The following is a 25,908-nucleotide window of genomic DNA, read 5'->3' on the forward strand; positions in this document are numbered from 1 at the left end:
ATGATCCACATGACCACCGCACAGACCGCACAGACCCCGCAGACCCCGCAGAACACGCGGACCACACCGGCGGCGCGGATCGCGCTCGTCGGCGACCGCTCCCCGCACGTGAAGTCCCACACCCGCATCCCGCTCCTCCTCGACGCCCTGGCCTCCCGCGACGGGCTCGTCCTCGACGCGTACTGGATCCCCACCGGCGACGCCGAGGCCGAGGCCGCCGCCGGGACCCTGGCCCGCTTCGACGCCGTGTGGGTGCTGCCGGGGAGCCCGTACGCGAGTGAGGCCGGGGCGCTGGCCGCGATCCGGGTCGCCCGCGAGGAGGGCATCCCCTTCCTCGGGACCTGCGGCGGCTTCCAGCACACCCTGCTGGAGTACGCCCGGACGGTCTGCGGGCTGACGGCCGCCGCGCACGCCGAGAACGACCCGGGGGCGGCGGACCCGCTGATCGCGCCGCTCGCCTGTTCGCTCGTCGGGCACGAGGGCCTCGTACGGGCCGAGCCCGGTTCGCTCGCCGAGGCCGCGCTCGGCGCGGAGCGGTCGATGGAGCGCTACCACTGCAACTACGGACCCGCGCCCCGGCACCTGCCGACGCTCACCGCCCACGGGCTGCGGCTGTCGGGGCACGACGAAGAGGGCAGGGCGCGCATCGCGGAGCTGCCCGGGCACCCGTTCTTCCTGGCCACGCTGTTCCAGCCGGAGCTGCACGGGGACGGGTCGCGGCCGCACCCGATCGTCCGGGCCCTCGCCGCGGCGGCCGTCGCGCACGTCGGCGGCCTCCCGGCCGGGGTGACGGCCCGGCTCGCCGCCACCCCGGCCGCCGGCCGCTCGGCGGGATAACGCGTCGCGGGACCACCCCGCAGATCGGCTATGCTGTGCATGCACGTCGAACGGGTGGTCCGCCGCCCTTCGTGGTGGGTGTAGCTCAGTTGGTAGAGCACCTGGTTGTGGTCCAGGTGGCCGCGGGTTCAAGTCCCGTCACTCACCCTGATCCCCGGGGTACGAGGTCTCCTCGTACCCCGGGGCTTTTTTGCGTCGGTGCCCCGCTCCGCGGCTGCGGCTATTCGCGCAGGAAGGCCTCGACCTCGGTGGCGAAGGCCACGGGGGCCTCGTGCGGCGGGTAGTGCCCGGCCCCAGGGAGGGTGCGGATGCGGCAGTTCGGGTACCAGACCTGCCAGGTGGCGCGCATCACGTCGGCGGTGAGCGCGAGGTCGTACTCACCGATCAGGACGAACACGGGCACCGTGTTGCCCTTGACGGCGTCGGACAGGTCCAGGGACTGCCAGCTCTCGAGGTAGTCGGCGAAGGCCTCCGGGCGGGAGACCTCCAGGGAGTGGGCGACCATCCGGTCGATCCAGCGCCGGCTCGCCCGGTTGCCGGTGACGAGGTCGAGGATGGCGCGCCGGTTCTCGGCGCTCTCGGCGGCGCCGAAGAAGAGGGCGTGGGTGGCGGCGTCCATCTCGTACGGCGCGGCCGGAACCGGATTGATCCCGACGAGCTTCTCGATCCGCTCGGGGGCGCGCACGAGGACCTGCTGGGCGGCCTTGCCGCCCATGGAGTGGCCGAGCAGGGAGAAGGTGTCCCAGCCGAGCTGGTCGGCGAGTTCGAGGACGTCGTCGGCGATCTCGGGGAGGGTGTGGCGGCCCGTCACGTCCCGGCGGTCGCCGTAGCCGCGGTAGTCGAGGAAGGCGTACGAGAACCCTGCGGGGTCCAGGTGGTCCAGCACCGAGCCCCAGTTGGCGGACGTGCCGAACCAGTCGTGCAGCACGATGACGCGAACGAGTCCGGTGCCGATCCTGCGGTGGGCGATGGCCATGCGTTCTCCCTCGGTGACGGGGACGACGAAAACGGACCCGTACGTTCTGCCCATCGGGCCTACGATCACACCGTGAAGCCGATATCGCGCCCGGAGCCGCTGGTCATGGGGGACTTCTCCCGTCCGGACGGGGCCCGGCACCCCCACCATCCGCACAGCTACCAGATCACCGCTCCCGCCGAGATCGACGAGGTCCGGGCCGTCCGGCGGCTCGGCCGGGAACGCGCCGCCGAGGCGGGATGGGACCTGATCGAGTGCGCCTGCTCCGACGCTCAGGGAACGGCGCACCCCACTCCCGAGTCGAACCGCCTGCTCGACCCGCTCTCCCCCGACGGGATCCCGGCCCGTCACCGGGAGCGGTGGGCGGCCGCGGCGCCCGAGGGGCTGCGGGAGTTCGCCCGGGCCCTGGCCGCGGGCGAGGAGGAGCCGCCCCCGCCGCACGGTGTGCCGCCCCGCGTGGTGTTCGGCTGGCTGGGCGCCGTACGGGAGGAGCCGCGCGACGCGGCGTGGCTCCTCGCGGAACGCGCCCCCGGCCGGCTGCTGGCCGGGAGGTCCACGGAGGAACTCGCCTGGGCGGTGAGGGAGACGGACCGCACCGGGCTGGGGGGCGCCGTACGGTTCTTCGCGAGCGAGGAGTTCACCACCCGCCACCCGAAGCGGCGCCGGGTCCCGGACACCGCGCGCGACCTCCTGCTCCGGTACGCCCGCAGCCACCGCCCCGAGGACCTCCCGGTCCTGGAACGGCGGCTGCTGCGCACGCCGGAGGACCGCGTCAGACGGTCTTGATCGCCGGGTCGGAGACGCCCGGGGCGCCCGTCTCCACGTGGCCCGCGAAGCGGCGGAGGAAGGTGACGTCGGCGTCGGAGACGACGCTCACGTCGTACCAGCGGCCCGTGGCCCCGAGGTCCACCGTGTGGGCGACCGTGCCGCCGGCCGGGACCCTGATGACCTGGGGCGCGCCTCCGTAGGCGTTGGTCACCGTGAGGTTGACGGCCGCCGTACCGGAGTTGGTCAGGGTCAGGGCCAGGTTGCCGCTGGCGGCGACGTGGCGGGCCGTGGCCTCGGGGCCGGCCTTCTTCGCCGGGCCCTTCCAGGTGCGCAGGAAGCCGTTGGGGCCCCACACCGTCAGGTTGACCTGATTGCCCGTGGAACTGCTGGTGGACCAGGTGTCCGAGAGGGTCTTGCCCGCCTCGACCGTGTAGGGCCAGGGGCCGTCCGTACGGTTGCCCGACGTGCTGTGGAAGTGGGCGCCGAGGGTGGGGCCGGAGGCGAAGGTGAGCGTGAACTTGCCCGTGGAGGTGGTGCGCGCGCCGTCCACGTACGGGCTGTAGCCCAGGGCGCGGGTCGGCTTGGAGCCGGCCTCCTGCTTGGGCAGGGTGCCCGTGGCCGGCGGGGTCGGGTGGTAGGACGGGTGGCGGTTCTTGTCCGGCGGGACGTACCCGGCCGTGGAGGGCAGGGCGGCGGGCGCGGCGTCGGCGCGGGTGAAGTCGAAGGCCGAGGTCAGGTCGCCGCAGACGGCGCGGCGCCACGGGGAGATGTGGGGCTCCTGCACCCCGAAGCGCTTCTCCATGAAGCGGATCACCGAGGTGTGGTCGAAGGTCTCGGAGCAGACGTAGCCGCCCTTGCTCCACGGGGAGACCACGATCATCGGGACGCGGGGGCCGAGCCCGTACGGTCCGGCCGCGTAGCCGCCTCCGCCGGCGTACAGGTCCTTGGACACGTCGGCCGTGGACAGGCCCCAGGCCGAGGAGGCGGGCGGGTACGGCGGGACCACGTGGTCGAAGAAGCCGTCGTTCTCGTCGTAGGTGATGAAGAGGGCGGTCTTCGCCCAGACGGCCGGGTTCGCCGTCAGCGCGTCCAGGACCTGCGAGATGTACCAGGCACCGAAGTTCGTCGGCCAGTTGGCGTGCTCGCTGAAGGCCTCGGGCGCGGCGATCCAGGAGACGGAGGGCAGGGTGCCGTTCACCACGTCCGCGCGCAGGCGGTCGAAGTAGCCGTCGCCCGCCTTGACGTTCGTGCCGGTGCGCGCCTTCTCGTACAGGGCGCTGCCGGGCTGGGCATTGCGGTAGGTGTTGAAGTACAACAGCGAGTTGTCGCCGTAGTTGCCGCGGAAGGCGTCGTTGATCCAGCCCCAGGAGCCGGCCGCGTTCAGGCCGTCGCCGATGTCCTGGTAGACCTTCCAGGAGACCCCGGCGGACTCCAGGCGCTCGGGGTACGTCTTCCAGCCGTACCCGGCCTCCTGGTTGCCGAGGACCGGGCCGCCGCCCACCCCGTCGTTGCCCGTGTGACCCGTCCACATGTAGTAGCGGTTCGGGTCCGTGGCGCCGATGAAGGAGCAGTGGTAGGCGTCGCACACCGTGAAGGCGTCGGCGAGGGCGTAGTGGAACGGGATGTCGTTCCGGGTCATGTACGACATGGTCGTGGCCGTCTTGGCCGGGATCCACTTGTCGTACTTGCCGTTGTTGTACGCCTGGTGGCCGCCGGCCCAGTCGTGGTCGAGCCCCTCCAGGAACTGCATCCCGAGGTCCGCGACCTGCGGGTTGAAGGGCAGGACGTCCTTGGTCCCGTTGGACTGGAAGAAGACGGACTTGCCGTTGTCCTGGAGGACGGGCCGCGGGTCGCCGAAGCCCCGGACTCCCTTCATCGCGCCGAAGTAGTGGTCGAAGGACCGGTTCTCCTGCATCAGGACGACGACGTGCTCGATGTCCTGGATCGTTCCGGTGGTGCCCTGCGCCGGGATGGCGGCGGCCCGCGCGATGCTGTCGTTCAGCATCGTGAGGGCGGCCGTGCCGCCGGCTATCTGCAGGAACCTGCGACGGTTGAGTTCTGCCATGGCGTGAGGACCTCTGCGGGTGGAGGGGCGGGTCGAGGGGCGCCCCAAGGACAGCGGCCCCGGGGTACCAGCCGGGGATACCCTCGTGACGCCCCGCCGTACACCTGGAGAACGGACGAGGTTCCTCCGCCCGGGGGTCAGCCGCTGACCGCCGCCGGTGCCTGCGCCCTGAGGATGAGCCGGTCGAGCAGCGAGAGCAGGGACGCGCGCACGTCCTCACGGGAGCGGGCGTCGAGCATGAGGACGGGTGTGTCCGGATCGCGCAGGTGCAGCGCCGCTCCGATCTCCTGTGCGGTGTAGGGCTGTTCGCCGTGGAAGCAGTTCGCGCCGACCACGAACGGCAGTCCGCGGCTCTCGAAGAAGTCGACGGCGGGGAAGCTGCGGTCCAGGCGCCGCGTGTCGACCAGCACGATCGCCCCGAGCGCCCCGTTCAGCAGGTCGTCCCACATGAACCAGAAGCGTTCCTGGCCCGGCGTGCCGAAGAGGTACAGGACGACTCCGGCGTCGGTGAGGGTGATCCGGCCGAAGTCCATCGCCACCGTGGTGACCGTCTTGGATTCGATGCCTTCGAGGTCGTCGACGCCGATGCCCGCGGCCGTCAGCCGCTCCTCCGTGCGCAGTGGCTCGATCTCGGAGATCGTCTCCACCAGGGTCGTCTTGCCGACCCCGAATCCGCCGGCGATGAGGATCTTGACCGGGGCCGGTTCCCGGGAGGCGGGCGTGTCATATCCGGGCAAGGTTGTCCCTGATTCTCATGAGCAGGTGGACGTCGGTGGTCTCGGTGGCTGCCAGGGGCGGCCGGTGGTCGATCAGCCCGCGGTCGGCGAGTTCACCGAGGAGCAGCGTCATCGGGGTGAGGCGGATGTGCATCCGCGCCGCTATCTCGGCGACCGCCCGCCCGCCCGGCGGCGCGCACATGGCCAGGATCTCCTGCCACTCGGTGGGCAGCCCGCCGAGCGCTTCGTCGGTGGCCGCCGCCGTGATCGTGGTGTCCATGGTGAGGACGGTCTGCGGCACGGCTGTACGTCCGTCGGTCAGGGCGTACAGCCGCGTACGGCGGCGGCTCGCGGGCTGCGACTCGTCCTGCGGCATTACGAGGACGGCGCCTGACCGCGCTCGGGGGTGCCCAGCCATTCGCCGAGCGCCTGGGCGGTGCGTACCGCCTCGCCGCCCAGTTCGCCGAGGCGGGCCTTGCGGGAGGTCACCACGATGAGCGTGCTGCCCTCGCCGCACCCGACGATGCACAGGTACCTGTCGTCCATCTCGACGAGCTGGCGGATGACGCTGCCGCCCTCGATCTCCCGCGATATCGCCTTCATCGTGGAGGCGATGCCGGAGGCGGCGGCCGCCATGCGCTCGGCCTGGGGCTGGTCCAGCATGTAGGCGCTGAGCCGGATGCCGTCGTTGGACAGGAGCACGGCTCCCTGGATGCCCGCGATCCGGCTCAGGTTGTTGTCGAGGACGCTGTAGATGGCGTCGTTGGAGGCGGTGGTGTTCGGTGAGGTGGTCATGGCTGATCCCGTCGGAGCTCTTCTTCCACTGTCTGGGTCCCCTGTTCGTAGTCCGCCCAGGCGTCGGCCACCTCTTCGGGTGTCGCGGTGTCCGGCCGGACGGGCGTTTCCGGCGCGCGGGGCGCGCGCAGCTGGTCGGCGATGTGGGTCTGCGGGACGCGCTCGGGGAGGGCCGGCCGCGTGGGGGCGTCAGCCGGAGCCGGCCGGGCCGCGCGTGCGGGCACGGGGGCGGGGGCGGGCGCCTTCGAACGGCGGCTGGGCAGACCGGCGCCCGTGAGCAGGGCCGGCTCGGCCTCGCGTTCCTGCTCGCGCTCGGGCTCGTGCTCGCGCTCGGGCTCGTGCCCGGCCGCGGGCTCCGGCTCCTCGCGGAGGTCCGGAGGGGAGACGGCCGGCGCGATGGCGGCCGGCGCAGGCGCCGGAACGGACGGCGCGGGTTGGCCCGGGGCGTCCGGTGCGGTCGCCACCAGCAGGTTCCCGGGGAGGAGCACCACGGCGCAGGTCCCTCCGTACACCGAGCGGCGCAGGGTGACGGTGGCCCGGAGCTGGTCGGCGAGGTGACCGACCACGAACAGCCCGAGCCGGTGCGCGTTCTGCGCCAGGACGGAGTACGGCGGGGCCTGGTGCAGGCGCCCGTTCATCTCCTCGTAGCGCTCGGGGCTCACCCGCGGCCCGCGGTCCTCGATCTCGACCGACAGCCCGTCCGCGACCAGTTCGGCGCGGATGACGACCGTCGACCGCGGCGGGGAGAACCGGGTGGCGTTGTCCAGCAGTTCCGCGAGCAAATGGCTGATCTGGCTGATCGCGCTCGGTTCCACGCTGGTCTCGTCCAGGGCCTGCCGCTCGATGCGGCGGAAGTCCTCGACCTCGGCGGCGGCTTCGCGCAGCAGGTCGGCGACGCGCATGGGCTCGGTGTGCGGGTCGGGGACCTCGCCGCCCGACAGGATGAGGAGGTTCTCGATCTGCCTCCGCATGCCGACCGTCAGCTGGTCGGACCGCATCAGCTGGGCGAGCAGCGCCTCGTCGTGGCCGAAGGTGTCCTGGAGGTCCTCGGTGAGGCTCAGCTGGCGGCTGACCAGGTTCCCGGTGCGCGAGGCGATGCCCGAGGCGAACAGGCCGAACCCGTGGCGCTCGGCGGCGAGCAGGCGGTGTCCGTCGACCGACACGGCGACGGCCCGGGCGAACGCGTCGCTGATGCGTCCGACCTCGTCCCGGTCCCCGCTCACGGCTGGCAGGGCCTCGGGATCCACGGTCTGTCCGCGCTGGAGCCGGTCGACGACGTCGGGGAGGGTCTGCTCGGCCACGGTCACCGTGCGTTCGTGCAGGTCGTTCAGACGGCGCAGCACCGACCGGGTGGTGAACACGACCACGACCACAACGGCCAGCAGCCCGCCGCCGCTTCCCCCGATCAGCCAGGCGACCTCGGCCTGCAGCTCCGCGGCCTTGGCCTCGCCGCGGGCGAGCACCGAGCGCGCCAGGTCGATGTTGAGCGTGGTCATCTGCACGGAGAAGTTGGAGTGCGCGGACGACCAGTCGGCGACCTCGGCGGGCACCCTGATGCCCGAGACGGTGTCCTTGTGCCCGGAGAGGACCGCGTTCTCGATGCGCGTCTTCGTCTGCCAGTCCGCGGAGCCGACGACCCGCTCGTAGAACCGCTCGTCCCCCGCCGCGAGGTGCGGCACGATCGACGCCTCGTGCAGGTACCGCTGGGCCCCCAGGGAACTGACGAACTGGTCGTAGCCGGCGAAGCTCAGCTCCCCGGAGGGGCCGGCCAGGGCCAGGACGGTGTCCTCGCGCGCCACCATCTCGGTGGCCTGGAGCATGGCCACCACGGGCCGGCTCGCCTGGGCGAGTTCGGCGTCCTCCGCGTGGCTGAACTCCTGCTGGTACACCTGGATGACCTTGCCGATCACCTCGGAGTAGTAGGCCAGCGTGCTGTCGGCGGCGCCGCTGCGGGTGTCCGCGCGCTGGCGGTGCACGGCCAGTTTGTCGAGCTGCCGGGTGACCTCCGCGAAGGACCTCGAGGGATCGTCCGCGAGCCGGCGGAACTCGGCCGCCGCCAGGTCCGTGGCCCCGCGCCGGGCGCGCAGTTCACCCTCGGCCCCGTCGTTGCCCGCCCACTGGGCGGCCGTCGCCGTCCGCTCCGCCTGCATGTCGACCATGAGCGTGTACAGGGGGGCGCCGATCCGCTCGGCGGCCTCCACGTCGGCCCTCAACTGTTCCGACTGAGCCAGCAACCGCTGTGCGGTCACCGTGACCTGAGTGCCCATCGCCAGGGTGGGGAGCACTGCCAGCCAGATGAGCAGGGTGCGCAGGCGCACGGTGCGCCACCGACGGGTCGTCGACTGCCCTCGTGCGCCTTCGGGTTCTATGGGAGACATCGGTCCTCGGGAGCGGGGGCGGCAGGGGGATGTCGGGGGTTGCCGAGCAGCCGGACGGCACGGTCCTGGGGAGGGGACTGCCACAACCGGTCCGGCTGTGGCGGGATGTGAGGGTGCCGATCATAACCAGACACATGGAGAAAACGGATAGGTGTCTTCACCGGCCAAGCGTGCTATCGCCTCTGGATCACTGCAGGCCAGAGACCGGATCGGAATCGAACTGCGATGTCGTCGACACCATGACGGGCCCGTTCCGGCCAGCGGCGCGACCGCCTGTGCGCCGCGGGCGGACCGGCAACCGGAACGCGTGCGGGCCCCCACCGGCCCGTACGAGGTCGATGGGGGCCCGCCGGGGTCCCGCGGTGTCAGCCCTCGTCGGAGGAGGGGGTCAGGCGCAGGGAGATGCTGTTGATGCAGTACCGCTGGTCGGTGGGGGTGGGGTAGCCCTCGCCCTCGAAGACGTGGCCCAGGTGGGAGCCGCACTTCGCGCAGCGGACCTCGGTACGGATCATCCCGTGCGAGGTGTCGGCGATCAGCTCGACCGCGTCGGTGTCCTTCGGGTCGAAGAAGGACGGCCAGCCGCAGTGCGAGTCGAACTTCTCCGAGGAGCGGAACAGCTCGGCCCCGCAGCCGCGGCAGGAGTAGACGCCCTCCGTCTTGGTGTCGGTGTACTCACCGCGGAAGGCGGGCTCGGTGCCCGCGAGGCGCAGCACCTGGTACTCGGACGGGCTCAGCTCCGCCTGCCACTGCTCGTCCGTCTTCTCGACCTCGTAGGACATGTCTCTCCCGCTCCCTCGTACCTTCAGCCCGACAGCCGGGCGAGGATGGCCGGACCGAGGTCCGTGACGTCTCCGGCGCCCATGGTGAGAACGAGGTCACCGGGCTTGGCCATTCCCGCGATGACGTCGGCGACGGCCGCCTTGTCGTGCTCGGCGGTGACGTCGGCGCCCGCGGACCGGGCGGCCGCGATGATCAGCTCGCTGGTGATCCCGGGGATCGGGTCCTCGCGGGCCGGGTAGATGTCCAGGACCACGGAGGCGTCGGCCAGGGCCAGCGCCCCGCCCATCTCCTTGCCCAGTTCCTGGGTGCGGGAGAAGAGGTGGGGCTGGAAGACCACCAGGATCCGGGAGTCCCCGGCGGCGCCCCGGATGGCCTCCAGGTCGGCGGTCATCTCGGTGGGGTGGTGGGCGTAGGAGTCGATGACCTGGACGCCCGCGGCCTCGCCCTTGAGCTGGAGGCGGCGCTTGACGCCGGTGTACTTGCCGAGGGCGGAGGCCAGGTTGTGCGCCGGGATGCCGAGGGCCACGCCGGCGGCGAGGGCCGCGACGGCGTTGTGCGCGTAGTGGCGGCCGGGGACGGAGACGGTGAAGGTGAGCATCCGGCCGTCCAGGACCACGGTGACCTCGCTGGTCAGGCCGCGCGGGGTGATCTTGGTGATCCGGACGTCGGCGTCCTCCTCCTCGCCGTACGTGACGACGGTGAGGCCCTCCCGGCCCGCGACGCGGCGGGCGATCTCGGCGGCGCCCTCCTGGCCGTGGGCGACGACCAGGGTGCCGCCGGGCACGATCTTGCCGACGAAGGTCTCGAAGGACTCGTAGATCTCCTCGATCGACGCGTAGTTCGCGTGGTGGTCCAGCTCCGCGTTGAGGATGATCGCGACCTGCGGGCTGTACTTGTGGAAGGTGCGGTCGCTCTCGTCCGCCTCGGCCACGAAGATGTCGCCCTCGCCGTGGTGGGCGTTGGAGCCGGGGGCGTCCAGGTCGCCGCCGATGGCGTACGAGGGGTCCAGGCCCAGGGCCGAGAGGGACACCGCCAGCATCGAGGTGGTGGTGGTCTTGCCGTGCGTACCGGCGACGGCGATCGGGCGCAGCCCGTCCATCAGGCCGGCGAGGGCGTCGGAGCGGTGCACGACGGGGATGCCGAGCTCGGCGGCGCGGGCCAGCTCGGGATTGTCGGCGCGGATGGCGCTGGAGACGACCACGGAGGTGGAGTCGTCGGCGAGGTGGCCGGCCGCGTGACCGATGTGGACCGTGGCGCCGTGGGCGCGCAGTGCCTGGGCGGTCTCGGAGTCACGGGAGTCGCTGCCGGCGACCTGCGCTCCGCGCTGGGCCAGGATCTTCGCGATACCGGACATCCCGGCGCCGCCGATGCCGATGAAGTGGGGCCGTTCCATGGCGGTCGGCAGGCCGGGCTTCATTCAGGTCGCTCCAGGATCGAGGGGTGGTGCTTCGAGCTCTGACGGGCCAAGCCTATTCGTTGTGGGCGAAGAGCTTGAGCACCGGAACGCCGACCTTGTGGCGGGCCCGGGAGGCCCAGTCCCGGTGGAAGAACTCCTCCACGAAGTGCGGGGCGGTCAGGACGATCACCTCGTCGGCGCCGGTCTCGTCCACGACGGCCTTCAGTTTGTCGAGCGGGTGGTCCCCGATGAGCTGCCCGGTGGCGTTGGCGCCCTTCTGCCGCAGGGCGTTCAGGGAGTGCGCGAGGGCGTGCGCCGCGGGGCCGCGGGCGGCTTCGCCCTCGGGTTCGTCGCCCTCGCGGATGGCCTCGGGGAGCTCACCGAGTGCGACGTCGTCGATGGCGCGCAGCAGTCGGTCCTGGTCGCCCCGGGGTTGCATGAGGACGACGAAGGAGACCTGGTCGTCGCCGTGCAGGGTCGTGACGAAGTCCACGTCCACCGCGGTCAGCGGCTGCTCGATCATCAATACGCTCGTGAACACGGACGCCCTCTCCTTCATGGGCCGAGGCCGGCTGGCCGGCCCCTGCGGAAACCATCCTGCCCCGCTGTCGCACGGGGCCTTGCGCAGACATGTCTGCCCAGTTATGTGCCCAGCGGAAGCAAAGCGGAACGACAAATTCCGACCCTTGTCAGATCCGACGGTAGCTCGTGAAGAGGAACCCGGCCTCTTCCAGTACGGAGGCGGGCGCGAGCCGGTGCGGAACCGTGACGGAGGGTCCCCCGGCGATCCGCTGGGCGTCACCGGCGGCGAGCATCGGCGAGATCGTCAGGCACAGCTCGTCCAGGGCGTCGGCGGCCACGAACTGGCCCAGCAGCCGGGGCCCGCCCTCGGTGAGCTGGCGGCGCAGCCCCCGCCCGGCCAGCTCCCGCACCGCACGGGCCGGGTCCACGGCAGCGCCGTCCCCGGCCACTACTACCTCGGCCCCGGCCTTGACCGCCTCGGCCACCCGGTCGGCGGGCGCGGTGGCGCCGGTGACCACCAGGGTCGGCACCAGCGGGGAGGTGAACAGGGGCAGCGAGAAGTCCAGGTCCATGCGCGCGGTGACCACGGCGATCGCGGGGGCCGGGCCCTGTCCGGCCGCCTCGCGGCGGGCGGCGAAGGCCTCCCGGGCGCGGGCCGGGCGGTAGCCCTCCCGGCGAACCGTTTCCGCCCCGACGACCACCACATCGGCCAGCGCCCGCAGGGTGCCGAAGATCTTCATGTCGGTCTCGCCGGAGATCGGCTGGGAGCGGCCGTCGTGCTGGGCCGCCCCGTCCAGGGTGGAGACCATGTTCGCCCGCAGCCAGTGTCCGTCCGGCCCCAGGGAGGGGTACGCGTAGGCGTCCGCGAGCTCGTCGAGCGACCACTCCCGGTCGGCCCGGTCCCGGGGCGAGGCTGGTGTCTGATCGGTCACAGGGAACAGGCGTCGCATCCGGGCAGTGTGCCACGCCCCGTAGAGTTAAGGGCTGTGTCGACATCACTCTCCACCTCCGGTTACACCTCCGGCCGGCCTCCGATAGCCGACGCCGGGCCCCAGGCCCTGTGCGCGCGCGAGCCGCGGGTGCCCGCCGAACGGCTGGTGGCCGAGATGGTGCCGCCACCGCGGTTCGATTCGGTCCGCTTCGACACGTACAACCCGGACCCGGCCCAGCCGAGCCAGTCCGAGGCCGTCACCGTGCTGAGCGGCTTCGCCGCCGGTCTGGGCGGGGCGCACGCGAGCGGCGCCGGCAAGAAGCGCTGGTTCTCCAGGAAGCCGGCGGCCCCCTCCGGCCCGCGCGGGGTCTACCTCGACGGCGGGTACGGCGTGGGCAAGACCCACCTGCTCGCCTCCCTGTGGCACGCCACCCCGGCCGAGCCCGCGCTCAAGGCCTTCGGCACCTTCGTGGAGCTGACCAACCTGGTCGGCGCGCTCGGCTTCCAGCAGACCGTGCAGACCCTGGGCGGACACCGGCTGCTGTGCATCGACGAGTTCGAGCTGGACGACCCGGGCGACACCGTGCTGGTGTCCTCGCTGCTCAGCCGCCTCGTCGAGCAGGGCGTGGCGCTGGCCGCCACCTCCAACACGCTGCCCGGCAAGCTCGGCGAGGGCCGGTTCGCCGCCGCCGACTTCCTGCGGGAGATCCAGGGTCTGTCGGCGCACTTCCGGCCGCTGCGGATCGACGGCCAGGACTACCGCCACCGCGGCCTGCCCGAGGCGCCGGCCCCCTTCTCCGACGAGCAGGTCACCAAGGCCGCGTACGCGACCCCGGGCGCGAGCCTGGACGACTTCCCCGGGCTGCTGGAGCACCTGGCCCGCGTGCACCCGAGCCGCTACGGCGCGCTCACCGACGGGATCACGGCCGTGTGCCTGACCGATGTGGGCCCGGTGCCCGACCAGTCGACGGCGCTGCGGCTCGTGGTGCTGGCCGACCGCCTGTACGACCGCGAGGTCCCGGTCCTGGCCTCGGGCGTCCCCTTCGACAGGCTCTTCAGCGACGACATGCTGAACGGCGGCTATCGGAAGAAGTACTTCCGCGCCATATCGCGGCTCACCGCGCTGGCGCGCGACGCGAAACCCCTGGTGTCCCAGTAGGTTTGGGGATGCCGGGCTCCTCCGGGTGCCCGGCCGTTCCCCACATCTACGAAGGGATCCACCATGGCCGCCACACGCAACGCCCACGCCGTCTGGGAGGGCGACCTGTTCGAGGGCAAGGGCGTCGTCACCCTCGACTCGTCCGGCCTCGGCAGCTACCCGGTCTCCTGGCCCGCGCGCACCGACGAGGCGGCGAACGGGCGGACCAGCCCGGAGGAGCTCATCGCCGCCGCGCACTCCAGCTGCTTCAACATGGCCTTCTCGAACGGCCTGGCGAAGGCGGGCAACCCGCCCGCCAAGCTGACCACTTCGGCCGCCGTCACCTTCGTTCCCGGCAAGGGCATCACGGGCATCCACCTCACCACCGTGGGCGAGGTGCCGGGCCTGGACGCCGACGCCTTCACCGCCGCGGCCGAGGAAGCCAAGAAGAACTGCCCGGTCAGCCAGGCCCTGACCGGTACGACGATCACCCTGGACGCCAAGCTCGTCTGAGCTTTTCCGCTCCCGCCCCGACGGGGGCGCGGGCCGCGCCGCGCGGCCCGCACTCCCGTCAGGCGGTCGCCAGCTGCGGGATCAGGCGCATCGCGTTGCCGTGGTAGATCCCCTGCAGCTGCTCCGGGGTGAAGGCCGGGTCGGCGTCGAGGGCGGGCAGCGCCAGCTCCGTGACCGTGTCGGCGGGGGCGGCGGGCCAGTCGGTGCCGAAGAGGACGTGGTCGGCCGGCGCGTGCTCCAGCAGGGTGGCCGCGGGCGCCATGGGGCCGGCGGTGTCGTAGTAGAAGCGGCTCAGGTGGTCGCGGACGGCGGCCGGGTCGACCCTCGGTTCGCAGAACCGTCCGAGGGCCTCCAGGCGCGTGGCGATGTACGGGAGGAAGCCGCCGGCGTGCGGCAGGACGACGGAGATGTCCGGGAAGCGGTCCAGCGTCCGCCTGCTGATCATGTTCACGGCGGCGCGCGTGGTGTCCAGCAGGAAGTCGCACATGAAGTTCGGAATGCCCGGAACCGCCGACGCGCCGGGCGGGCAGCCGGGCAGGTTGTGCGGGTGGGTGTCCACGACGGCGGAGAACTCGTTCAGCTCGTGGAACAGCCGGTCGTAGGAGGGGTCCCCGAGGTAGACGCCCCCGTAGTTGGCCGTCACGTTCACGCCGACGGCGCCGAGCTGCCCGAGGCCGCGGCGCACGGCCCAGGACGAAGCCTCCGGGTCGTCCAGGAACAGGGGCACGTAGTACGAGAACCTGCCCGGGTGCGAGGTCGCCACCTCGATCATCGACTGCAGCGTGATGTTGACGGCTTCGCGCAGCTGCGCCGACGAGCGGTAGCGCGCCGGCAGCATCGGCTTGAGGACGGCGGTCGTGATGCCCGCCCCGTCCATGAAGCGGATCGCGTCCGCGATGTCGAGCCGCGTCCACGGAGGCAGCTGTTCCCGCGCGATCAGCCCGTGGTGCACGGCCCAGTCGCGCCATTGCGGCGCGCAGTAGTGATGATGCATGTCGATCTTCGAATGAACCGCGGGGGCCGTGTCCGGGCCCGGTGCGGAGGGACCCCGCGCGACGCGGATGACTTCGCTGGTGCCCACCGCGGCGATGCGCAGTTCGTCCGCCGGGGTGCCCAGGAGGCGCAGCGCGGGGCTGCTCACGGAATCCGTCATGCCGGTCCACCGCCCATCGGGTCTGGGTTCACTTTCCGGAGGCCACGGAGGCCAGGGTCGGCTCGCCGGGATCCCCGTCCGGGCGCGAGGGCTCCAGGACGAGCCGGAGGTGTTCGAGCCCCCGGAACGCCGCCACCGGCCCCTTGAGCCAGGCCCCCTGGGTCTCCCTGGCGTCAGCGAGCTCCATGTCCGGGAACTCCCGCAGGAGACAGGCGAGCGCGATCTCGAGTTCGAGCCGCGCCAGGGGCGCCCCCAGGCAGTAGTGGGTCCCGTGGCCGAAGCCCAGGTGCGTCCCCTGGAGTCCCTCGCGCGTCACGTCCAGGTCGTCCGGGGAGTCGAACTTCTCGGGGTCCCGGTTGGCCGAGGAGATCGCGATCTGCACCAGGGCGCCCTCGGGGATCAGCGTGTCCCGGATCCGGGCGTCCTGCGCGGCGTACCGGAAGGTCGACGTCTCCACCGAACCCTCGAAGCGCAGCATCTCCTCGACGGCCCGCGGAATCAGCCGGGGGTCCTCGCGGAGCTTCGCCGCCTGGTCGGGGCGGAGCAGGAGGTTGAGGACGGAGTTCCCGATCTGGTAGGCGGTGGTCTTGTGGCCGGCGAAGAACAGCACCCACAGCGACGCGACCAGTTCGGGGTCCTCCAGCTGTTCCTCCGCCTGGAGGAGGTCGCTGAGGAAGGAGTCCGACGGGTGCGCGCGCGTGTCCGCGATCAGCCGCTCCAGCCGGTGCTGCAGCCGCTCCTCGGCCGCCTTCAGCTCCGCCCTCCTGCTGGGATCGAACCGGGAGCGCGTCACGACGGCGAACTGCTCCAGGATCTCCGGGCGGTCCTCCTGCGGGATGCCCATCAGTTCGCACAGGACCGCGATGGGCAGCGGGAACGCGAACGAGGCCATCAGGTCGACCGTGCCGGCCTTGCGGCATTCGCCGAGGATGCCCTCGGCGATCTCGGTGATCCTCGGGCGCATCTCCTCCACCCGCCGGGGGGTGAAGGCGCTGCGCAGGATGCGGCGCAGCCGTGTGTGCCGGGGCGGGTCCGAGAAGAGCACGTTGTCGTCGAGCGCGTCGAAGAAGCTGCCGTACACGGCGTGGTAGGTGTCGATGGCGCCGCGCATGTTCTTGCTGAAGCGGGGGTCGGACAGCGCGTCGCGGGCGTCGTCGTGGCGGGTGATGAGGTACGTGTCGACCCCGTGCGGCGGAGTCAGCCGGCACACCGGGGCCTGCTCGCGCAGGGCGGCGTACATGGGGTGCGGGCACTGCCGGTATTCCGGCGCGCCCCTGGACACGGCCGAGACGATGTCCTGCAGCTCTCCGCCGCCGTTCGGTGCCGCATCCTGCTGCGCCATGGTCCGCACCCTCCGTCGCACTCGCTCGCACTCGCCTTCTGCGGACACACGGGTTCCCCGTGCGGGTGCGCCGCGAAACGGCGCCGTTCCCGTTCGGGTGAGGCGGCGCGGCCGGGTACGAGGTCGTCCGCGTGCGGGCCCCGGCCGCCCCTCAGCCGATCGGCGGTCGGCCGTCCGGGGCCGGGTGGGTGGCGGTCGCGGCGGCCCGGGGAAGGGGTAGGGGGTCTCTTGCCAGCCCGTCGCAAGGAGCCCGCGCATGGCCCGCAGTCTCGCCCTGGCCCTCACCGCCGCCGCCTCGCTCACCGTGGCGGCGCTCGCCGCTCCCGCCGCCTCGTCCGCCGCCGTGCCCCGCCCCGACGCCGACCGGGGCGTGGGCCGGTCCGCGGCCGAGCGGGCCCTCGTGTACAAGGCGACCGCCAAGTACCACGTGCACGCCAAGGCGGTGGCGGCCGGCTACAAGCCGGACAAGTACTGCGTCTTCGACAGGGCGGGGGGAACCGGCGCGCTCGGCTACCCGCACTTCAACCACGCGTACGACAACTCCCTCGACCCCGCGAAGCCGGCCGCGCTCTACTACGAGGACGACGGGCACGGCGGCAAGCGCCTCGTCGGGGTCCAGTGGCTGGTCTACGACCGCGACCAGAAGCTGACCACGGACGACGACCGCCCCACGCTGTTCGGCGTGCCCTTCAAGGGCCCCAAGCCCGGCAACTTCCCCGGCCAGCCGGTCCACTACGCCCTCCACCTGTGGCTCTGGAAGGCGAACCCCCGCGGCCTGTTCGAGACCTTCAACCCGGCGGTGACCTGCCTCCCGGGCACCACCCGCCCCTGACAGCGTCCCCGACGCCGTTCCCGAACACCGCTGTCGAACAACGCTGTCGAACAACGCCCGGAGCCGCCGATGTCCGTCACCCGACGCAGCCTGCTCGCCGCCGGCGCGATCGCCTTCAGCGGGACGCTCGGCGCACTGTTCGCCGGCGGCTCCCCCGCCCCGGCCCGGGCCGCCGGCGCCGGGCGGGGGTACGGGCCGCTGCTCCCCGACCCCCGCGGGCTGCTCGACCTGCCCGCGGGGTTCGGCTACCGGGTGCTGTCGCGCGCGGGCGGTCCGCTGCGCTCGGGCGAGGGCGCCGTCCCGGCGAACTGCGACGGCATGGCCGCCTTCGACGCCGGCGGCGGCCGCGTGCGGCTGGTCCGCAACCACGAGAACCGCACCACGGCCGTCCTGCGCGTCCCCGCCGTGCCGGGACTGACGTACGACCCCGGGGCCCTGGGCGGCTGCACGGCCCTGGAACTCGACGCGGCCGGGCAGGTCACCGGCGAGCGGGTCGCCCTGGCCGGCACCGCCGTCAACTGCGCGGGCGGGCGGACCCCCTGGAACACCTGGCTGAGCTGCGAGGAGACCGAGGACCGCGCGGGCACCTCCGGCTACGCCGAGGACCACGGCTACGTCTTCGAGGTGGACCCCGCCGACCCGCACCGCTCGGGGGCGGTCCCGCTCACCGCGATGGGCCGCTTCGCGCACGAGGCCGTCGCCGTGGACCCGTACCGCGGGGTCGTCTACGAGACGGAGGACGCCTTCGTCCAGCCCTTCGGACTGTTCTACCGCTTCCTGCCGGCCCGCCCGCTCGGGGGGCTCGGCTCGCTGCGGGCGGGGGGCGCCCTGGAGGCCCTGCGCGTGCGGGGGATCGCGGACCTCGCCGTGGTGGACGAGCCCGGGGCGGAGTTCCCGGTGGAGTGGGTGCCCGTACCGGACCCCTCCGCGGCCCGGACCCCGATCCGGCTCCAGGACTTCGGGTCGGGCGGGATCACCCACGCGCAGAAGCTGGAGGGCTGCTACTGGGGCGGCTCGGGCGTCCACTTCGTCTCCAGCTACGCCCGCGCGGGCGAGGGCGCGTCCGCCGACCACCACGGGCAGGTGTGGTTCTACGATCCGCGCCGGGCCCGGCTCCGGCTGGACGTGCTCTTCGGCCCCGCCGCCGACGTCGCGCTGCCCGGGGACTCCCCCGACAACATCTGCCTGGCCCCGGACGGCGGCCTGATGGTGTGCGAGGACGGCGGCGGGGCCCAGTACGTCTTCGGCGTGACGGTGGCCGGCGAGGTCTATCCCGTGGCCCGCAACGCCGAGGACATCGGCCGGCCGGGGGCCCCGGAGTGGGGGGAGTGCGCCGGCGTCACCTTCTCGCCTGACGGGCGCACCATGTACGTCAACGCCTACGCCCCGGGCACCACCTTCGCGGTGACGGGCCCCTGGCACTGACCCCGGAATTGTATGACTGAATGACCGTACGACTGCATGACCCCGTGACCGCCTGTCGCGAAGTCTCCTTGTCGGATAGTCATATAGTTTACGTACGTGACCATTTCCGTACGAAGAGTAGCTGCCACGGCTGCCACGGCGGTGCTGGGTGCCGCCCTCGCGGGCTGCGGGGGCGGCGCCGCGTCGGACGCCGGCCGCGAAGCCCGCATGGGCACGCCCGCCGCCTCGGCCTCCGGCGCCCCCACCGCATCCCCGCACAACGGTGCGCCCGCCTCCCCGCAGCCGGGCGCCCCGCAGGCCGGCGCGCCCGCCAAGGCCCCGACCCTGGCCCCCGGCCCGAACGGCCTGACCCCGGTCTTCGAACGCGCGAAGCAGCAGACGGACAAGACGGTGGCGCTGACCTTCGACGCCGACATGACCTCCGACCAGGGGCCGCGCGCCGCCGGCGGGGAACACTTCGACAACCCCCAGCTGATCTCGACCCTGCGCACCCTCAAGGTGCCCTCGACGGTCTTCATGACGGGCCGCTGGGCCGAGGAGTACCCGGACCAGACGAAGTCCATCGGCACCGACCCCAACTTCGAGATCGCGAACCACTCGTACAGCCACCACGCCTTCAAGTCACCCTGCTACGGGCTGCCGGCGCTCGACGGCGCCGCCGCCCGGGCCGACGTGGACCGCGCCTTCGCCGCCTTCCGGCAGGCGGGGGCCGTCAACACCGTGCCGTACTTCCGCTTCCCCGGCGGCTGCTACGACGACCAGGCGCTGCGGGCCCTGTCCACGGCCAAGGTCACGGCCGTCCAGTGGGACGTGGTCAGCGGGGACGCCTTCGCGAAGGACGCGGACGCGGTGGCCGAACAGGTGCTCGCCGGGGTGAAGCCCGGCTCGGTGGTGGTCATGCACTGCACGCGCAGCGCCGCCCCGGTCACCGAGGAGGCCGTCCGGAAGATCGTCCCGGAGCTGCGGGGGCGCGGCTACCGGTTCGTGAAGGTCTCCGAGCTCATCGGGAAGTGAGCTGCGGCCGGGCCCTTCAGCCGGAACAAGCGGTGCGCTGCGCGTCCTGCCACTCGCACACCGGGCAGAGCACCACGCCCGGTGTCGCGACCCCGTACTCGGTGGGCCTGCCGCACTCCAGGCAGTCCGCGTACGGCGGCCCGTCCACCCGCCCGGCCGGGGCGGCGGGGGCGGGGCAGTACGACTGCGTCCGCGCGGTCGGCGGGGGCGTCGCGGTCTCGTCCGGCTGGTCCATGCCCCCGAGCGTACTCAGCCGCGCCGCGCACTGACGCGACAGGCCGCCGCGCCCGCCGCGCCCGCCAGGAGCAACGCCCCGGCGAGCGCCGTGAACGGCAGCGGTACGGAGCCCGAGCGCGCCCCCGTGGCCAGGGCGGACAGCGCCCCGCGAGCCGGGGAGGGTGCGAGGACCAGGGCCAGCAGGGAGCCGAGGGCCGCGGCCAGGACCCCGTAGCCGCGGCGCCGCACCAGCGGCCTGCTGCACAGCGCCCCCACGGCGGCGCCGGTCAGCGCGCACACCGCCACGGTCAGGCCGCCCGCGAGGGCGGTCCGGGCGGGGGCGAGCCCGGCCCGGTCACAGAGCAACAGCGCCACGGCCGCGCCCGCCGCGCCGGTGAGCAGCGCTCCGGCGAGGGCGGTGAGCAGGGCCGCCGCGTGCACCCGTACCGGACCGGCTGCGGCGGCCGCGACGTCACGGGCCGCGGCGGGCTCGTTGGTGACGCAGATCCGGACGAGCCAGGCCGTCAGCGGGACCAGGCCGACGGCCGCGTAGCCGAGGGAGTCCAGCACCGGGTCGCCCGGCCGGATCCCGACGGCCACGAACGCGGAGTACAGGGCGAAGGGTGCGAGCCACCGCTGGGAGCGCAGCAGCAGGGCGCACTGGTAGCGGAGCAGGGCGGTCACGGCAGTTCCTCCAGGGCGCGGACGTGCCAGGGCGGCCGGGCGGTGAGCAGGATGCGCAGGACGTCGTCGGAGCGTGCGGCGTCCACGGTCAGCACCACGGCGCCGTCGGGGCCGGGACGGCCGTCGAGACCGGGCGGCAGCGGGCCGCCGGGCGGTCCGGCGGCCCGGATCCGTACGCGGGGCCCCGCCGCCCCGGACCCGGACCCGGGAACCAGTGCGGCCCCCTCGACCCGGTAGTGCGCGCCGGGCGTGCCCGCGAGCCGCCGGGGATCGTGGTCGACGAACACCACTGCGGCCCCGGCGGCGGTGCGTTCGGCGACGGCGAGGTCCAGCTCGGCGCGGGCCGCGGCGTCCAGCCCGGTCCAGGCCTCGTCGAGGACGAGCAGCTCCGGTTCGGCGAGCAGGGCCTGGGCGACGGCCACCTTCTGGCTGGTCCCCTTGGACAGTTCGGCCATCGGGGTGCGGGCGTGCCCGGCGGCCCCGAACCGCTCCAGCCAGTGCGCCGCCCGCCGGGCCGCCGCGGCCCGTCCGAGCCCGTGCATCCGGCCCAGATGGGTCAGGTAGGACGCGGCCGTGAGCGGCAGCGCCGCCGGGAAGCGCTCGGGAACGTAGGCCGTGCGGCGCGGGCGGCCGTCGACGCGTCCCTCGGTCGGGGTGTCGATGCCGGCGACGAGCCGCAGCAGGGTGGACTTGCCGCCGCCGTTGCCGCCTTCGATCCGTACCAGCGTGCCGGGCGGCAGCTCCAGCGAGACCCCGCGCAGCACCCAGGGCCGGCGTGCGCCGTAACGCCGGCCCACGCCGGTGAGGTTCAGTGCGCCGCCGCCGTCTCGGTGACCTCGCTCGGGCGGACGATGACGAAGCCCTCGCCGCGCAGCATCAGCTGGACGGCCTCGCCGGAGCCGCCGCGGATCATCGAGCCGACCGACTGGGAGCGGTGCAGGCCGGTCTCCAGCTGGGCGCTCCAGCCGACCACGGCGTCCGTGTCGACGTAGACCGGGGCCTGGGCGGTGACCGGGATGATGATCGGGTTGCCGTCGCAGATCACGGCGAGCTTGCCCGTGCCGGTGAAGAGGCTGTTGAAGAGGCCGCCGCCGGTCATGCCGGCGCCCTTCACCATCTTGATCTCGTAGGACAGGGTCGGGTCGAAGCAGAGCACGTTGCGGCCGTTGACGGTGAGGGCGTCGCCCGGCTCGAAGTCGATGATGAAGCAGTTGGCCGCCTGGTGGGCGAACCAGGCCTCGCCCTGGCCCCGTACGGACATGAGCGCCAGGCCCTCGCCCGTCACGGCACGCTTGAGCATGCCGCCTATGCCCTGGCCCTTGCGCTCGAACTGGAGGTTGCCGCGGAAGGCGACCATCGAGCCCTGACGGGCCAGCATTTCACCGTTGACGTTGTACTTGACGGACTTGGCGTTCTGCAGGCTCATGCCAGGGGTGACGGCGGCCTGGGCCAGGTTCTCGGACGCGAAAAGATCACTCTTCATGCCGCCGATCCTCACCCGCGGCGAGCACCCGGGGCATCCTCCTTGAGGTGGAGCCTGGCATCCTTGGCGGGATGAGCAGCCAGCACACGAACGACATCTCCGACGTGCCCGCGGTCGGCGCGGACAGCCCCTTCCGGCAGGAGCACGCCCTGCGCGACGAGGCCCCGCAGTTCGTCCTGCCGCTGGTGGTCCGGATCGAGAAGGCCGAGCCGCCGGCCCGGACGGACGCCCTGGAGACGGCGGCCCGCGCGGTGCTGGTCCTGCTCACCGACGAGCGGGCGCAGGGCGGGGGCGAGTGGGCCGAGGCGGTCCGCGACTGGCAGGACGCGCGCATCCGCAAGGTGGTCCGCCGGGCCCGCGGGGCGGAGTGGCGCAAGGCGCAGACCCTGCCGGGTGTCACGGTGCACGGTGACACCTCGGAGGTACGGGTCTTCCCGCCGGTGCCCCTGGACGGCTGGCCCAAGGAGCTCGCGAAGCTCCAGGTGTCGGGAACCGATCTGGACGACCCCCAGCCGGTGGCCGCGGTCGAGGACCCGGAGCTGCCCGTGCTGTGGCTCAACCCCGGCCTCGACATGTCGGCCGGCAAGACGATGGCCCAGGCCGGGCACGCGGCGCAGCTGGCGTGGTGGGAGCTGACCGGCACGGAGCGCGCCGCCTGGCGGGACTCCGGCTTCCGGCTGGCCGTACGGACGGCCGCGCGCGAGCGGTGGGCGGAGCTGAGCGGGAGCGGGCTGCCGGTGGTCCGCGACGCCGGCTTCACCGAGATCGCGCCGGGCAGTGCGACGGTGGTCGCCGACCACCCGGCGCTGCGCGCCCGGCTCTGACGGCGCCGCTCCGGCACCCCCCGCGTGCGCGGGAACCTCAAATGTTGCTCTGAACGTCCCCTGCTGCGGTTGGCTCGACTCCGTCGGGGCCATGACATCGGCACACGATGCGTTGAGAGGGGGCGAGGGGACATGAAGCCCATGACACACCTGGGGGTGGGCATCGGCTGGCGGCCGGAGATCGCGGACGCCGTCGAGCGGCTGCCCGGCCTCGACTGGGTCGAGGTGGTGGCCGAGAACATCTGCCCGGGCCACCTGCCCGAGGCACTGCTGCGGCTGCGCGAGCGCGGCACGCGCGTCGTGCCGCACGGCGTCTCGCTCGGCCTGGGCGGCGCCGACCGGCCGGACCCGGCGAAGCTGGCGGCGCTCGGCGAGCGGGCGGTGGCGCTGGGGGCGCCGCTCGTCACCGAGCACATCGCCTTCGTACGGACGTCCTCGCCCGTGCTGGAGGCCGGGCACCTGCTGCCGGTGCCCCGCACGCGCGACGCGCTGGACGTGCTGTGCGAGAACGTACGGATCGCGCAGGACGCGCTGCCCGTGCCGCTGGCGCTGGAGAACATCGCGGCGCTGTTCTCGTGGCCGGGCGAGGAGCTGACGGAGGGGCAGTTCCTCACGGAACTGGTCGAGCGGACCGGTGTCCGGCTGCTCATCGACGTGGCCAACCTGCACACCAACCGGGTCAACCGGGGCGAGGACCCCGCAGCCGTGCTGGACGCGATCCCGCTGGAGGCGCTGGCGTACGTGCACGTGGCGGGCGGGGTCGAGCGGGGCGGCGTCTGGCACGACACGCACGCGCATCCGGTGCCGCCGGTGGTGCTCGACCTGCTCGCCGCACTCCGTTCGCGGGTGGACCCCCCGGGCGTGCTGCTGGAGCGGGACGACGACTTCCCGCCGGAGGGGGAGCTCGCGGGCGAACTGGCCGCGATCCGGTCGGTGGTGAGCGCCGGCCCCGCGACGGAGCTCGGGGCGGAGGGCGAGCCGGAAGCCGCCGCCCTCCCGGAGGCCGTACGGGAAGCCGCCGGGCCGGAGCGCTCGCCGGACCCCACCGACGGACCCGGGGTCCGCGTCGCCGTCGAGGCCGCCCGGACCCGGGTCGCGCTCGGGCAGGCCGCGCTGCTGTCGGCGCTGGTGGCCGGGACCCCCGTACCCGAGGGCTTCGACCGCGGGCGCATCCGGGTGCAGGCCCGGGCGCTGGCCGCCAAGCGGGCCGACGTGGTGGCCCGGCTGGCGCCGGAGCTGCCCGGGATCCTGGGCGGCCGCGACCCGTACCGCGAGGCCTTCCTCGCGTACGCCAAGGGCCGCCCGATGACCGCCGGGTACCGGCGGGACGCGCTGGACTTCGCCGAGCACCTGCTGATCCGGGACCTGCCGGCCGATCCGGCCGCGCGGCGCCGGCTCACCGCCTGGTGGCGGGAACGGGCCGGGGTGCGGCCGCCCCGACGGGTCGTCCGCTGGGCCCGGGCGCTCGCGGGGAGGGCGGCATGAACCTCCTCGCCGTGGCGATCTGGATCGCCGTCGCCGTCTCCTGCGTCCTGCTGCTGCGCGGGGTGCGCAGCGGCCGCCCCGCTCCGGCGGGACCCACGGCCCGTCTCCACGACCTGTCCGAGGCCGCCTTCGTGGTGGGCGGGCCCGGCACCGTCGTGGACGCCGCGCTCGTCGCGATGCTCGGCGACGGCCGCCTGGTGGTCGGCGGTCCGGGCATCGTCCAGGTGCGCCCCGGGGCGCGGGCCACCGACCCGGCCGAGCGCGCCGTCCTCCAGGCCCACGGTGGGGCTCCCTCGGGGTGGCTCTACCAGGTGCGTTACGCCGCCATGTGCGACCCGGCCGTCCAGGAGCTCGGGGACGCCCTGGCCGCCCGTGGGATGGTGTCCCCGCCCGGATCCGGGCGGACCCGGCGCCGCTGGGGGCTGGTCCAGGCCGTCGTGTGCGCGCTCCTGATCCCGGTGTCGCTGGTGCTGACCTTCGTCGGTCTCGCCCTCGACAGCGGCGCCCAGGTGCCGTTCATCGTGAAGGTGCTGCCCGTGCTGGTGATCGGCATCATCGTGGGCGTGATCGGCACGGTCCGGGCCAGGAGCCGGGTCACCCGGGCGGGGCTGCGGGCACTGCGGGCGCTGCGTTCCGCCTATGTGAACGACCGGACCCCGCACGTGCAGACCGCCCTGTTCGGGCTGCGCGGTCTGCGGGACCCGTACCTGCGGCAGCAGTTGGTGCCCGCCGCCCGCGGCACCCGGCTGGCCGCGGCGCAGTCGGGCGCGCGCCCCCACCGCACCCACGCGTCGTCGTCCGATTCCCCGGCCGAGCTGCTGCCGGTGGTCTGGTGCGCCGCGAGCGACGGGGGCGGGGGGTCGAGCTGCGGGGCCTCGGGCGGCTGCGGAGGCGGCAGCGGTTCGGGCTGCGGCGGTTCCTCCGGTTCCAGTTGTTCGAGCAGTTCGGGTTCCAGCTGTTCCAGCAGTTCGGGCTCCAGCTGCTCCAGCAGTTCGAGTTCGAGCTGCTCCAGCAGTTCCTGATACGCCGACAGGGGCCATGGCGGCCGACACCCGCCGGTGATCCTTTACAACGAACACGGTCCGGCCTCTCATCAGTTCATACGATGAGAGGCAGGCCCGGTCATGCGGACGAGACTCGCGCGCCAGGGCGCCGCCGTGGCGGCGCTCTCCCTCGCCCTGTGCACGCCCACCGCTCACGCCGCACCGGCCCCGGACGCCGCCGGGGCCGCCGTCGGCACCGACGCCGAGTCGGCCGGCGCCGCGCTCGCCGCCCGCCGCGCCGCGGCCACCGGCCTCGACTTCCGCGCCTGCCCCGACGTCGAGGAGCTCCCTGGCCCGGTCCGCTGCGCCACCCTGCGCGTACCGCTCGACTACGCCCGCCCCGACGGCCCGCAGATCGCCCTCACCGTCAGCCGGGTCACCGCCACCCGCGCCCGCGGGGCGGTCCGCCAGGGCGCGCTCGTCCACAACCCCGGCGGCCCCGGAGCCTCCGGGATGTCCTTCCCGCTCGTCGCCGAACTGCCCGCGTGGGAGCGCATCGCCGCCGCCTACGACCTCGTCGGCTACGCCCCGCGCGGTGTCGGCCGCTCCGCCCCGCTGTCCTGCCAGGCCCCCTCCGCCCGCACCACGGGCC

General features: G+C 73.4%; 26 protein-coding genes, 1 tRNA gene and 1 pseudogene. 12 read left to right on the forward strand and 16 right to left on the reverse strand.

The features are described 5' to 3' along the window. The first annotated feature begins 9 nt into the window (after positions 1-9). Together PV721_RS11110 and PV721_RS11115 are read left to right on the forward strand one after the other, a co-directional pair. On the forward strand, positions 10-837 hold the full coding sequence (locus tag PV721_RS11110) for a glutamine amidotransferase-related protein (protein ID WP_319722853.1): 828 nt from the start codon (positions 10-12) through the stop codon (positions 835-837). 74 nt (positions 838-911) lie between these two features. Next, positions 912-984, forward strand: a tRNA-His gene (locus PV721_RS11115). Between the two features lie 73 nt (positions 985-1,057). Here the strand turns inward: PV721_RS11115 and PV721_RS11120 are convergent. After that, a complete protein-coding gene (locus PV721_RS11120) occupies positions 1,058-1,813 on the reverse strand; it encodes an alpha/beta hydrolase (RefSeq protein ID WP_319722855.1) in 756 nt (251 codons plus the stop codon). 72 nt (positions 1,814-1,885) lie between these two features. Here PV721_RS11120 and PV721_RS11125 point away from each other — a divergent pair, with 72 nt between their 5' ends. Next, entirely contained in the window at positions 1,886-2,599 is a 714-nt protein-coding gene (locus PV721_RS11125) for a hypothetical protein (protein WP_319722857.1), read from the forward strand. Here the strand turns inward: PV721_RS11125 and PV721_RS11130 are convergent. The 9 genes from PV721_RS11130 to PV721_RS11170 form a co-directional block, all read right to left on the reverse strand. After that, entirely contained in the window at positions 2,586-4,646 is a 2,061-nt protein-coding gene (locus PV721_RS11130) for a phosphocholine-specific phospholipase C (RefSeq protein ID WP_319722859.1), read from the reverse strand. The genes PV721_RS11125 and PV721_RS11130 overlap by 14 nt on opposite strands. Before the next feature lie 137 nt (positions 4,647-4,783). Beyond that, positions 4,784-5,383 (reverse strand): GTP-binding protein, encoded by a 600-nt coding sequence (locus PV721_RS11135; protein WP_319722861.1) that lies wholly within the window; start codon positions 5,381-5,383, stop codon positions 4,784-4,786. Continuing rightward, a complete protein-coding gene (locus PV721_RS11140) occupies positions 5,370-5,738 on the reverse strand; it encodes a DUF742 domain-containing protein (protein ID WP_319722863.1) in 369 nt (122 codons plus the stop codon). Before PV721_RS11140 ends, PV721_RS11135 begins: the two co-directional genes overlap by 14 nt. After that, a complete protein-coding gene (locus PV721_RS11145) occupies positions 5,738-6,157 on the reverse strand; it encodes a roadblock/LC7 domain-containing protein (protein WP_319722864.1) in 420 nt (139 codons plus the stop codon). Before PV721_RS11145 ends, PV721_RS11140 begins: the two co-directional genes overlap by 1 nt. Continuing rightward, complete coding sequence (locus PV721_RS11150) at positions 6,154-8,535, reverse strand: sensor histidine kinase (RefSeq protein ID WP_319722865.1); 2,382 nt, start codon at positions 8,533-8,535, stop codon at positions 6,154-6,156. Before PV721_RS11150 ends, PV721_RS11145 begins: the two co-directional genes overlap by 4 nt. A 365-nt stretch (positions 8,536-8,900) precedes the next feature. Beyond that, positions 8,901-9,314 carry a peptide-methionine (R)-S-oxide reductase MsrB gene (gene msrB / locus PV721_RS11155; protein WP_319722867.1) on the reverse strand — a complete coding sequence of 138 codons (414 nt, stop codon included), beginning with the start codon at positions 9,312-9,314 and terminating at the stop codon, positions 8,901-8,903. 23 nt (positions 9,315-9,337) lie between these two features. Next, positions 9,338-10,732, reverse strand: coding sequence for a UDP-N-acetylmuramate--L-alanine ligase (murC, locus tag PV721_RS11160; protein ID WP_319722869.1), 1,395 nt, complete (start codon positions 10,730-10,732; stop codon positions 9,338-9,340). Between the two features lie 52 nt (positions 10,733-10,784). Next, on the reverse strand, positions 10,785-11,252 hold the full coding sequence (locus PV721_RS11165; RefSeq protein WP_319722871.1) for an indole-3-glycerol phosphate synthase: 468 nt from the start codon (positions 11,250-11,252) through the stop codon (positions 10,785-10,787). A 148-nt stretch (positions 11,253-11,400) separates the two neighbouring features. Continuing rightward, a complete protein-coding gene (locus tag PV721_RS11170) occupies positions 11,401-12,183 on the reverse strand; it encodes a pyrimidine reductase family protein (protein WP_319722873.1) in 783 nt (260 codons plus the stop codon). An 84-nt stretch (positions 12,184-12,267) separates the two neighbouring features. Between PV721_RS11170 and zapE the strand changes: the two genes are divergently transcribed. Both zapE and PV721_RS11180 read left to right on the forward strand, forming a co-directional pair. Next, a complete protein-coding gene (gene zapE, locus PV721_RS11175) occupies positions 12,268-13,323 on the forward strand; it encodes a cell division protein ZapE (RefSeq protein WP_416371074.1) in 1,056 nt (351 codons plus the stop codon). Between the two features lie 63 nt (positions 13,324-13,386). Then, positions 13,387-13,815, forward strand: coding sequence for an OsmC family protein (locus PV721_RS11180; RefSeq protein WP_319722877.1), 429 nt, complete (start codon positions 13,387-13,389; stop codon positions 13,813-13,815). A gap of 58 nt (positions 13,816-13,873) precedes the next feature. Here the strand turns inward: PV721_RS11180 and PV721_RS11185 are convergent, their stop codons facing one another. Continuing rightward, the gene (locus PV721_RS11185) at positions 13,874-14,968 is read right to left on the reverse strand and encodes an amidohydrolase family protein (protein ID WP_319722879.1); all 1,095 of its coding nucleotides are present in this window, start codon (positions 14,966-14,968) and stop codon (positions 13,874-13,876) included. 28 nt (positions 14,969-14,996) lie between these two features. After that, positions 14,997-16,310, reverse strand: coding sequence for a cytochrome P450 (locus tag PV721_RS11190; RefSeq protein WP_319722881.1), 1,314 nt, complete (start codon positions 16,308-16,310; stop codon positions 14,997-14,999). Between the two features lie 256 nt (positions 16,311-16,566). Between PV721_RS11190 and PV721_RS11195 the strand changes: the two genes are divergently transcribed. The 3 genes from PV721_RS11195 to PV721_RS11205 all read left to right on the forward strand — a co-directional run bounded on the left by PV721_RS11195 (position 16,567) and on the right by PV721_RS11205 (position 19,581). Further along, positions 16,567-17,142 (forward strand): hypothetical protein, encoded by a 576-nt coding sequence (locus PV721_RS11195; protein ID WP_319722883.1) that lies wholly within the window; start codon positions 16,567-16,569, stop codon positions 17,140-17,142. 69 nt (positions 17,143-17,211) lie between these two features. Then, positions 17,212-18,567, forward strand: coding sequence for an alkaline phosphatase PhoX (locus PV721_RS11200; protein ID WP_319722884.1), 1,356 nt, complete (start codon positions 17,212-17,214; stop codon positions 18,565-18,567). Between the two features lie 96 nt (positions 18,568-18,663). Further along, positions 18,664-19,581 (forward strand): polysaccharide deacetylase family protein, encoded by a 918-nt coding sequence (locus tag PV721_RS11205; protein WP_319722886.1) that lies wholly within the window; start codon positions 18,664-18,666, stop codon positions 19,579-19,581. 16 nt (positions 19,582-19,597) lie between these two features. Here PV721_RS11205 and PV721_RS11210 read toward each other — a convergent pair whose 3' ends face one another. The 4 genes from PV721_RS11210 to PV721_RS11225 are packed head-to-tail and all read right to left on the reverse strand — an operon-like array spanning position 19,598 to position 21,964. Next, positions 19,598-19,816, reverse strand: a complete 219-nt coding sequence (locus PV721_RS11210; RefSeq protein WP_319722889.1) for a hypothetical protein — start codon at positions 19,814-19,816, stop codon at positions 19,598-19,600. 14 nt (positions 19,817-19,830) lie between these two features. Continuing rightward, positions 19,831-20,481: an ABC transporter gene (locus tag PV721_RS11215; protein WP_319722890.1), complete on the reverse strand. Its 651-nt coding sequence runs from the start codon at positions 20,479-20,481 to the stop codon at positions 19,831-19,833. Then, positions 20,478-21,293, reverse strand: a complete 816-nt coding sequence (locus tag PV721_RS11220) for an ABC transporter ATP-binding protein (protein WP_319722901.1) — start codon at positions 21,291-21,293, stop codon at positions 20,478-20,480. Before PV721_RS11220 ends, PV721_RS11215 begins: the two co-directional genes overlap by 4 nt. Then, positions 21,290-21,964: an AIM24 family protein gene (locus PV721_RS11225; RefSeq protein WP_319722891.1), complete on the reverse strand. Its 675-nt coding sequence runs from the start codon at positions 21,962-21,964 to the stop codon at positions 21,290-21,292. The genes PV721_RS11220 and PV721_RS11225 overlap by 4 nt, the downstream gene beginning before the upstream one ends. Positions 21,965-22,035: 71 nt before the next feature. On the opposite strand from PV721_RS11225, the gene PV721_RS11230 reads away from it, so the two are divergent. From PV721_RS11230 to PV721_RS11245, 4 genes and pseudogenes are all read left to right on the forward strand, one after another. Continuing rightward, positions 22,036-22,788: an aminoacyl-tRNA hydrolase gene (locus PV721_RS11230; RefSeq protein ID WP_319722893.1), complete on the forward strand. Its 753-nt coding sequence runs from the start codon at positions 22,036-22,038 to the stop codon at positions 22,786-22,788. Positions 22,789-22,920: 132 nt separating this feature from the next. After that, positions 22,921-24,273 carry a DUF692 domain-containing protein gene (locus tag PV721_RS11235; RefSeq protein WP_319722895.1) on the forward strand — a complete coding sequence of 451 codons (1,353 nt, stop codon included), beginning with the start codon at positions 22,921-22,923 and terminating at the stop codon, positions 24,271-24,273. Then, positions 24,270-25,295, forward strand: a complete 1,026-nt coding sequence (locus PV721_RS11240) for a TIGR04222 domain-containing membrane protein (RefSeq protein ID WP_319722897.1) — start codon at positions 24,270-24,272, stop codon at positions 25,293-25,295. The genes PV721_RS11235 and PV721_RS11240 overlap by 4 nt, the downstream gene beginning before the upstream one ends. A gap of 102 nt (positions 25,296-25,397) precedes the next feature. After that, a pseudogene (locus PV721_RS11245) lies at positions 25,398-25,908 on the forward strand (alpha/beta hydrolase); the annotation flags it as partial.

It is taken from the genome of Streptomyces sp. MB09-01, from assembly GCF_033794505.1.
Classification (GTDB): domain Bacteria; phylum Actinomycetota; class Actinomycetes; order Streptomycetales; family Streptomycetaceae; genus Streptomyces.

Coding starts and splice junctions, on each gene's coding strand:
- PV721_RS11110 (WP_319722853.1), top strand. CDS start 10: ATGACCACCGCACAGACCGCACAGACCCCGCAGACCCCGCAGAACACG.
- PV721_RS11120 (WP_319722855.1), bottom strand. CDS start 1,813: ATGGCCATCGCCCACCGCAGGATCGGCACCGGACTCGTTCGCGTCATC.
- PV721_RS11130 (WP_319722859.1), bottom strand. CDS start 4,646: ATGGCAGAACTCAACCGTCGCAGGTTCCTGCAGATAGCCGGCGGCACG.
- PV721_RS11140 (WP_319722863.1), bottom strand. CDS start 5,738: ATGCCGCAGGACGAGTCGCAGCCCGCGAGCCGCCGCCGTACGCGGCTG.
- PV721_RS11145 (WP_319722864.1), bottom strand. CDS start 6,157: ATGACCACCTCACCGAACACCACCGCCTCCAACGACGCCATCTACAGC.
- PV721_RS11150 (WP_319722865.1), bottom strand. CDS start 8,535: ATGTCTCCCATAGAACCCGAAGGCGCACGAGGGCAGTCGACGACCCGT.
- msrB (WP_319722867.1), bottom strand. CDS start 9,314: ATGTCCTACGAGGTCGAGAAGACGGACGAGCAGTGGCAGGCGGAGCTG.
- murC (WP_319722869.1), bottom strand. CDS start 10,732: ATGAAGCCCGGCCTGCCGACCGCCATGGAACGGCCCCACTTCATCGGC.
- PV721_RS11170 (WP_319722873.1), bottom strand. CDS start 12,183: ATGCGACGCCTGTTCCCTGTGACCGATCAGACACCAGCCTCGCCCCGG.
- PV721_RS11180 (WP_319722877.1), top strand. CDS start 13,387: ATGGCCGCCACACGCAACGCCCACGCCGTCTGGGAGGGCGACCTGTTC.
- PV721_RS11185 (WP_319722879.1), bottom strand. CDS start 14,968: ATGACGGATTCCGTGAGCAGCCCCGCGCTGCGCCTCCTGGGCACCCCG.
- PV721_RS11190 (WP_319722881.1), bottom strand. CDS start 16,310: ATGGCGCAGCAGGATGCGGCACCGAACGGCGGCGGAGAGCTGCAGGAC.
- PV721_RS11195 (WP_319722883.1), top strand. CDS start 16,567: ATGGCCCGCAGTCTCGCCCTGGCCCTCACCGCCGCCGCCTCGCTCACC.
- PV721_RS11200 (WP_319722884.1), top strand. CDS start 17,212: ATGTCCGTCACCCGACGCAGCCTGCTCGCCGCCGGCGCGATCGCCTTC.
- PV721_RS11210 (WP_319722889.1), bottom strand. CDS start 19,816: ATGGACCAGCCGGACGAGACCGCGACGCCCCCGCCGACCGCGCGGACG.
- PV721_RS11225 (WP_319722891.1), bottom strand. CDS start 21,964: ATGAAGAGTGATCTTTTCGCGTCCGAGAACCTGGCCCAGGCCGCCGTC.
- PV721_RS11230 (WP_319722893.1), top strand. CDS start 22,036: ATGAGCAGCCAGCACACGAACGACATCTCCGACGTGCCCGCGGTCGGC.
- PV721_RS11235 (WP_319722895.1), top strand. CDS start 22,921: ATGAAGCCCATGACACACCTGGGGGTGGGCATCGGCTGGCGGCCGGAG.
- PV721_RS11240 (WP_319722897.1), top strand. CDS start 24,270: ATGAACCTCCTCGCCGTGGCGATCTGGATCGCCGTCGCCGTCTCCTGC.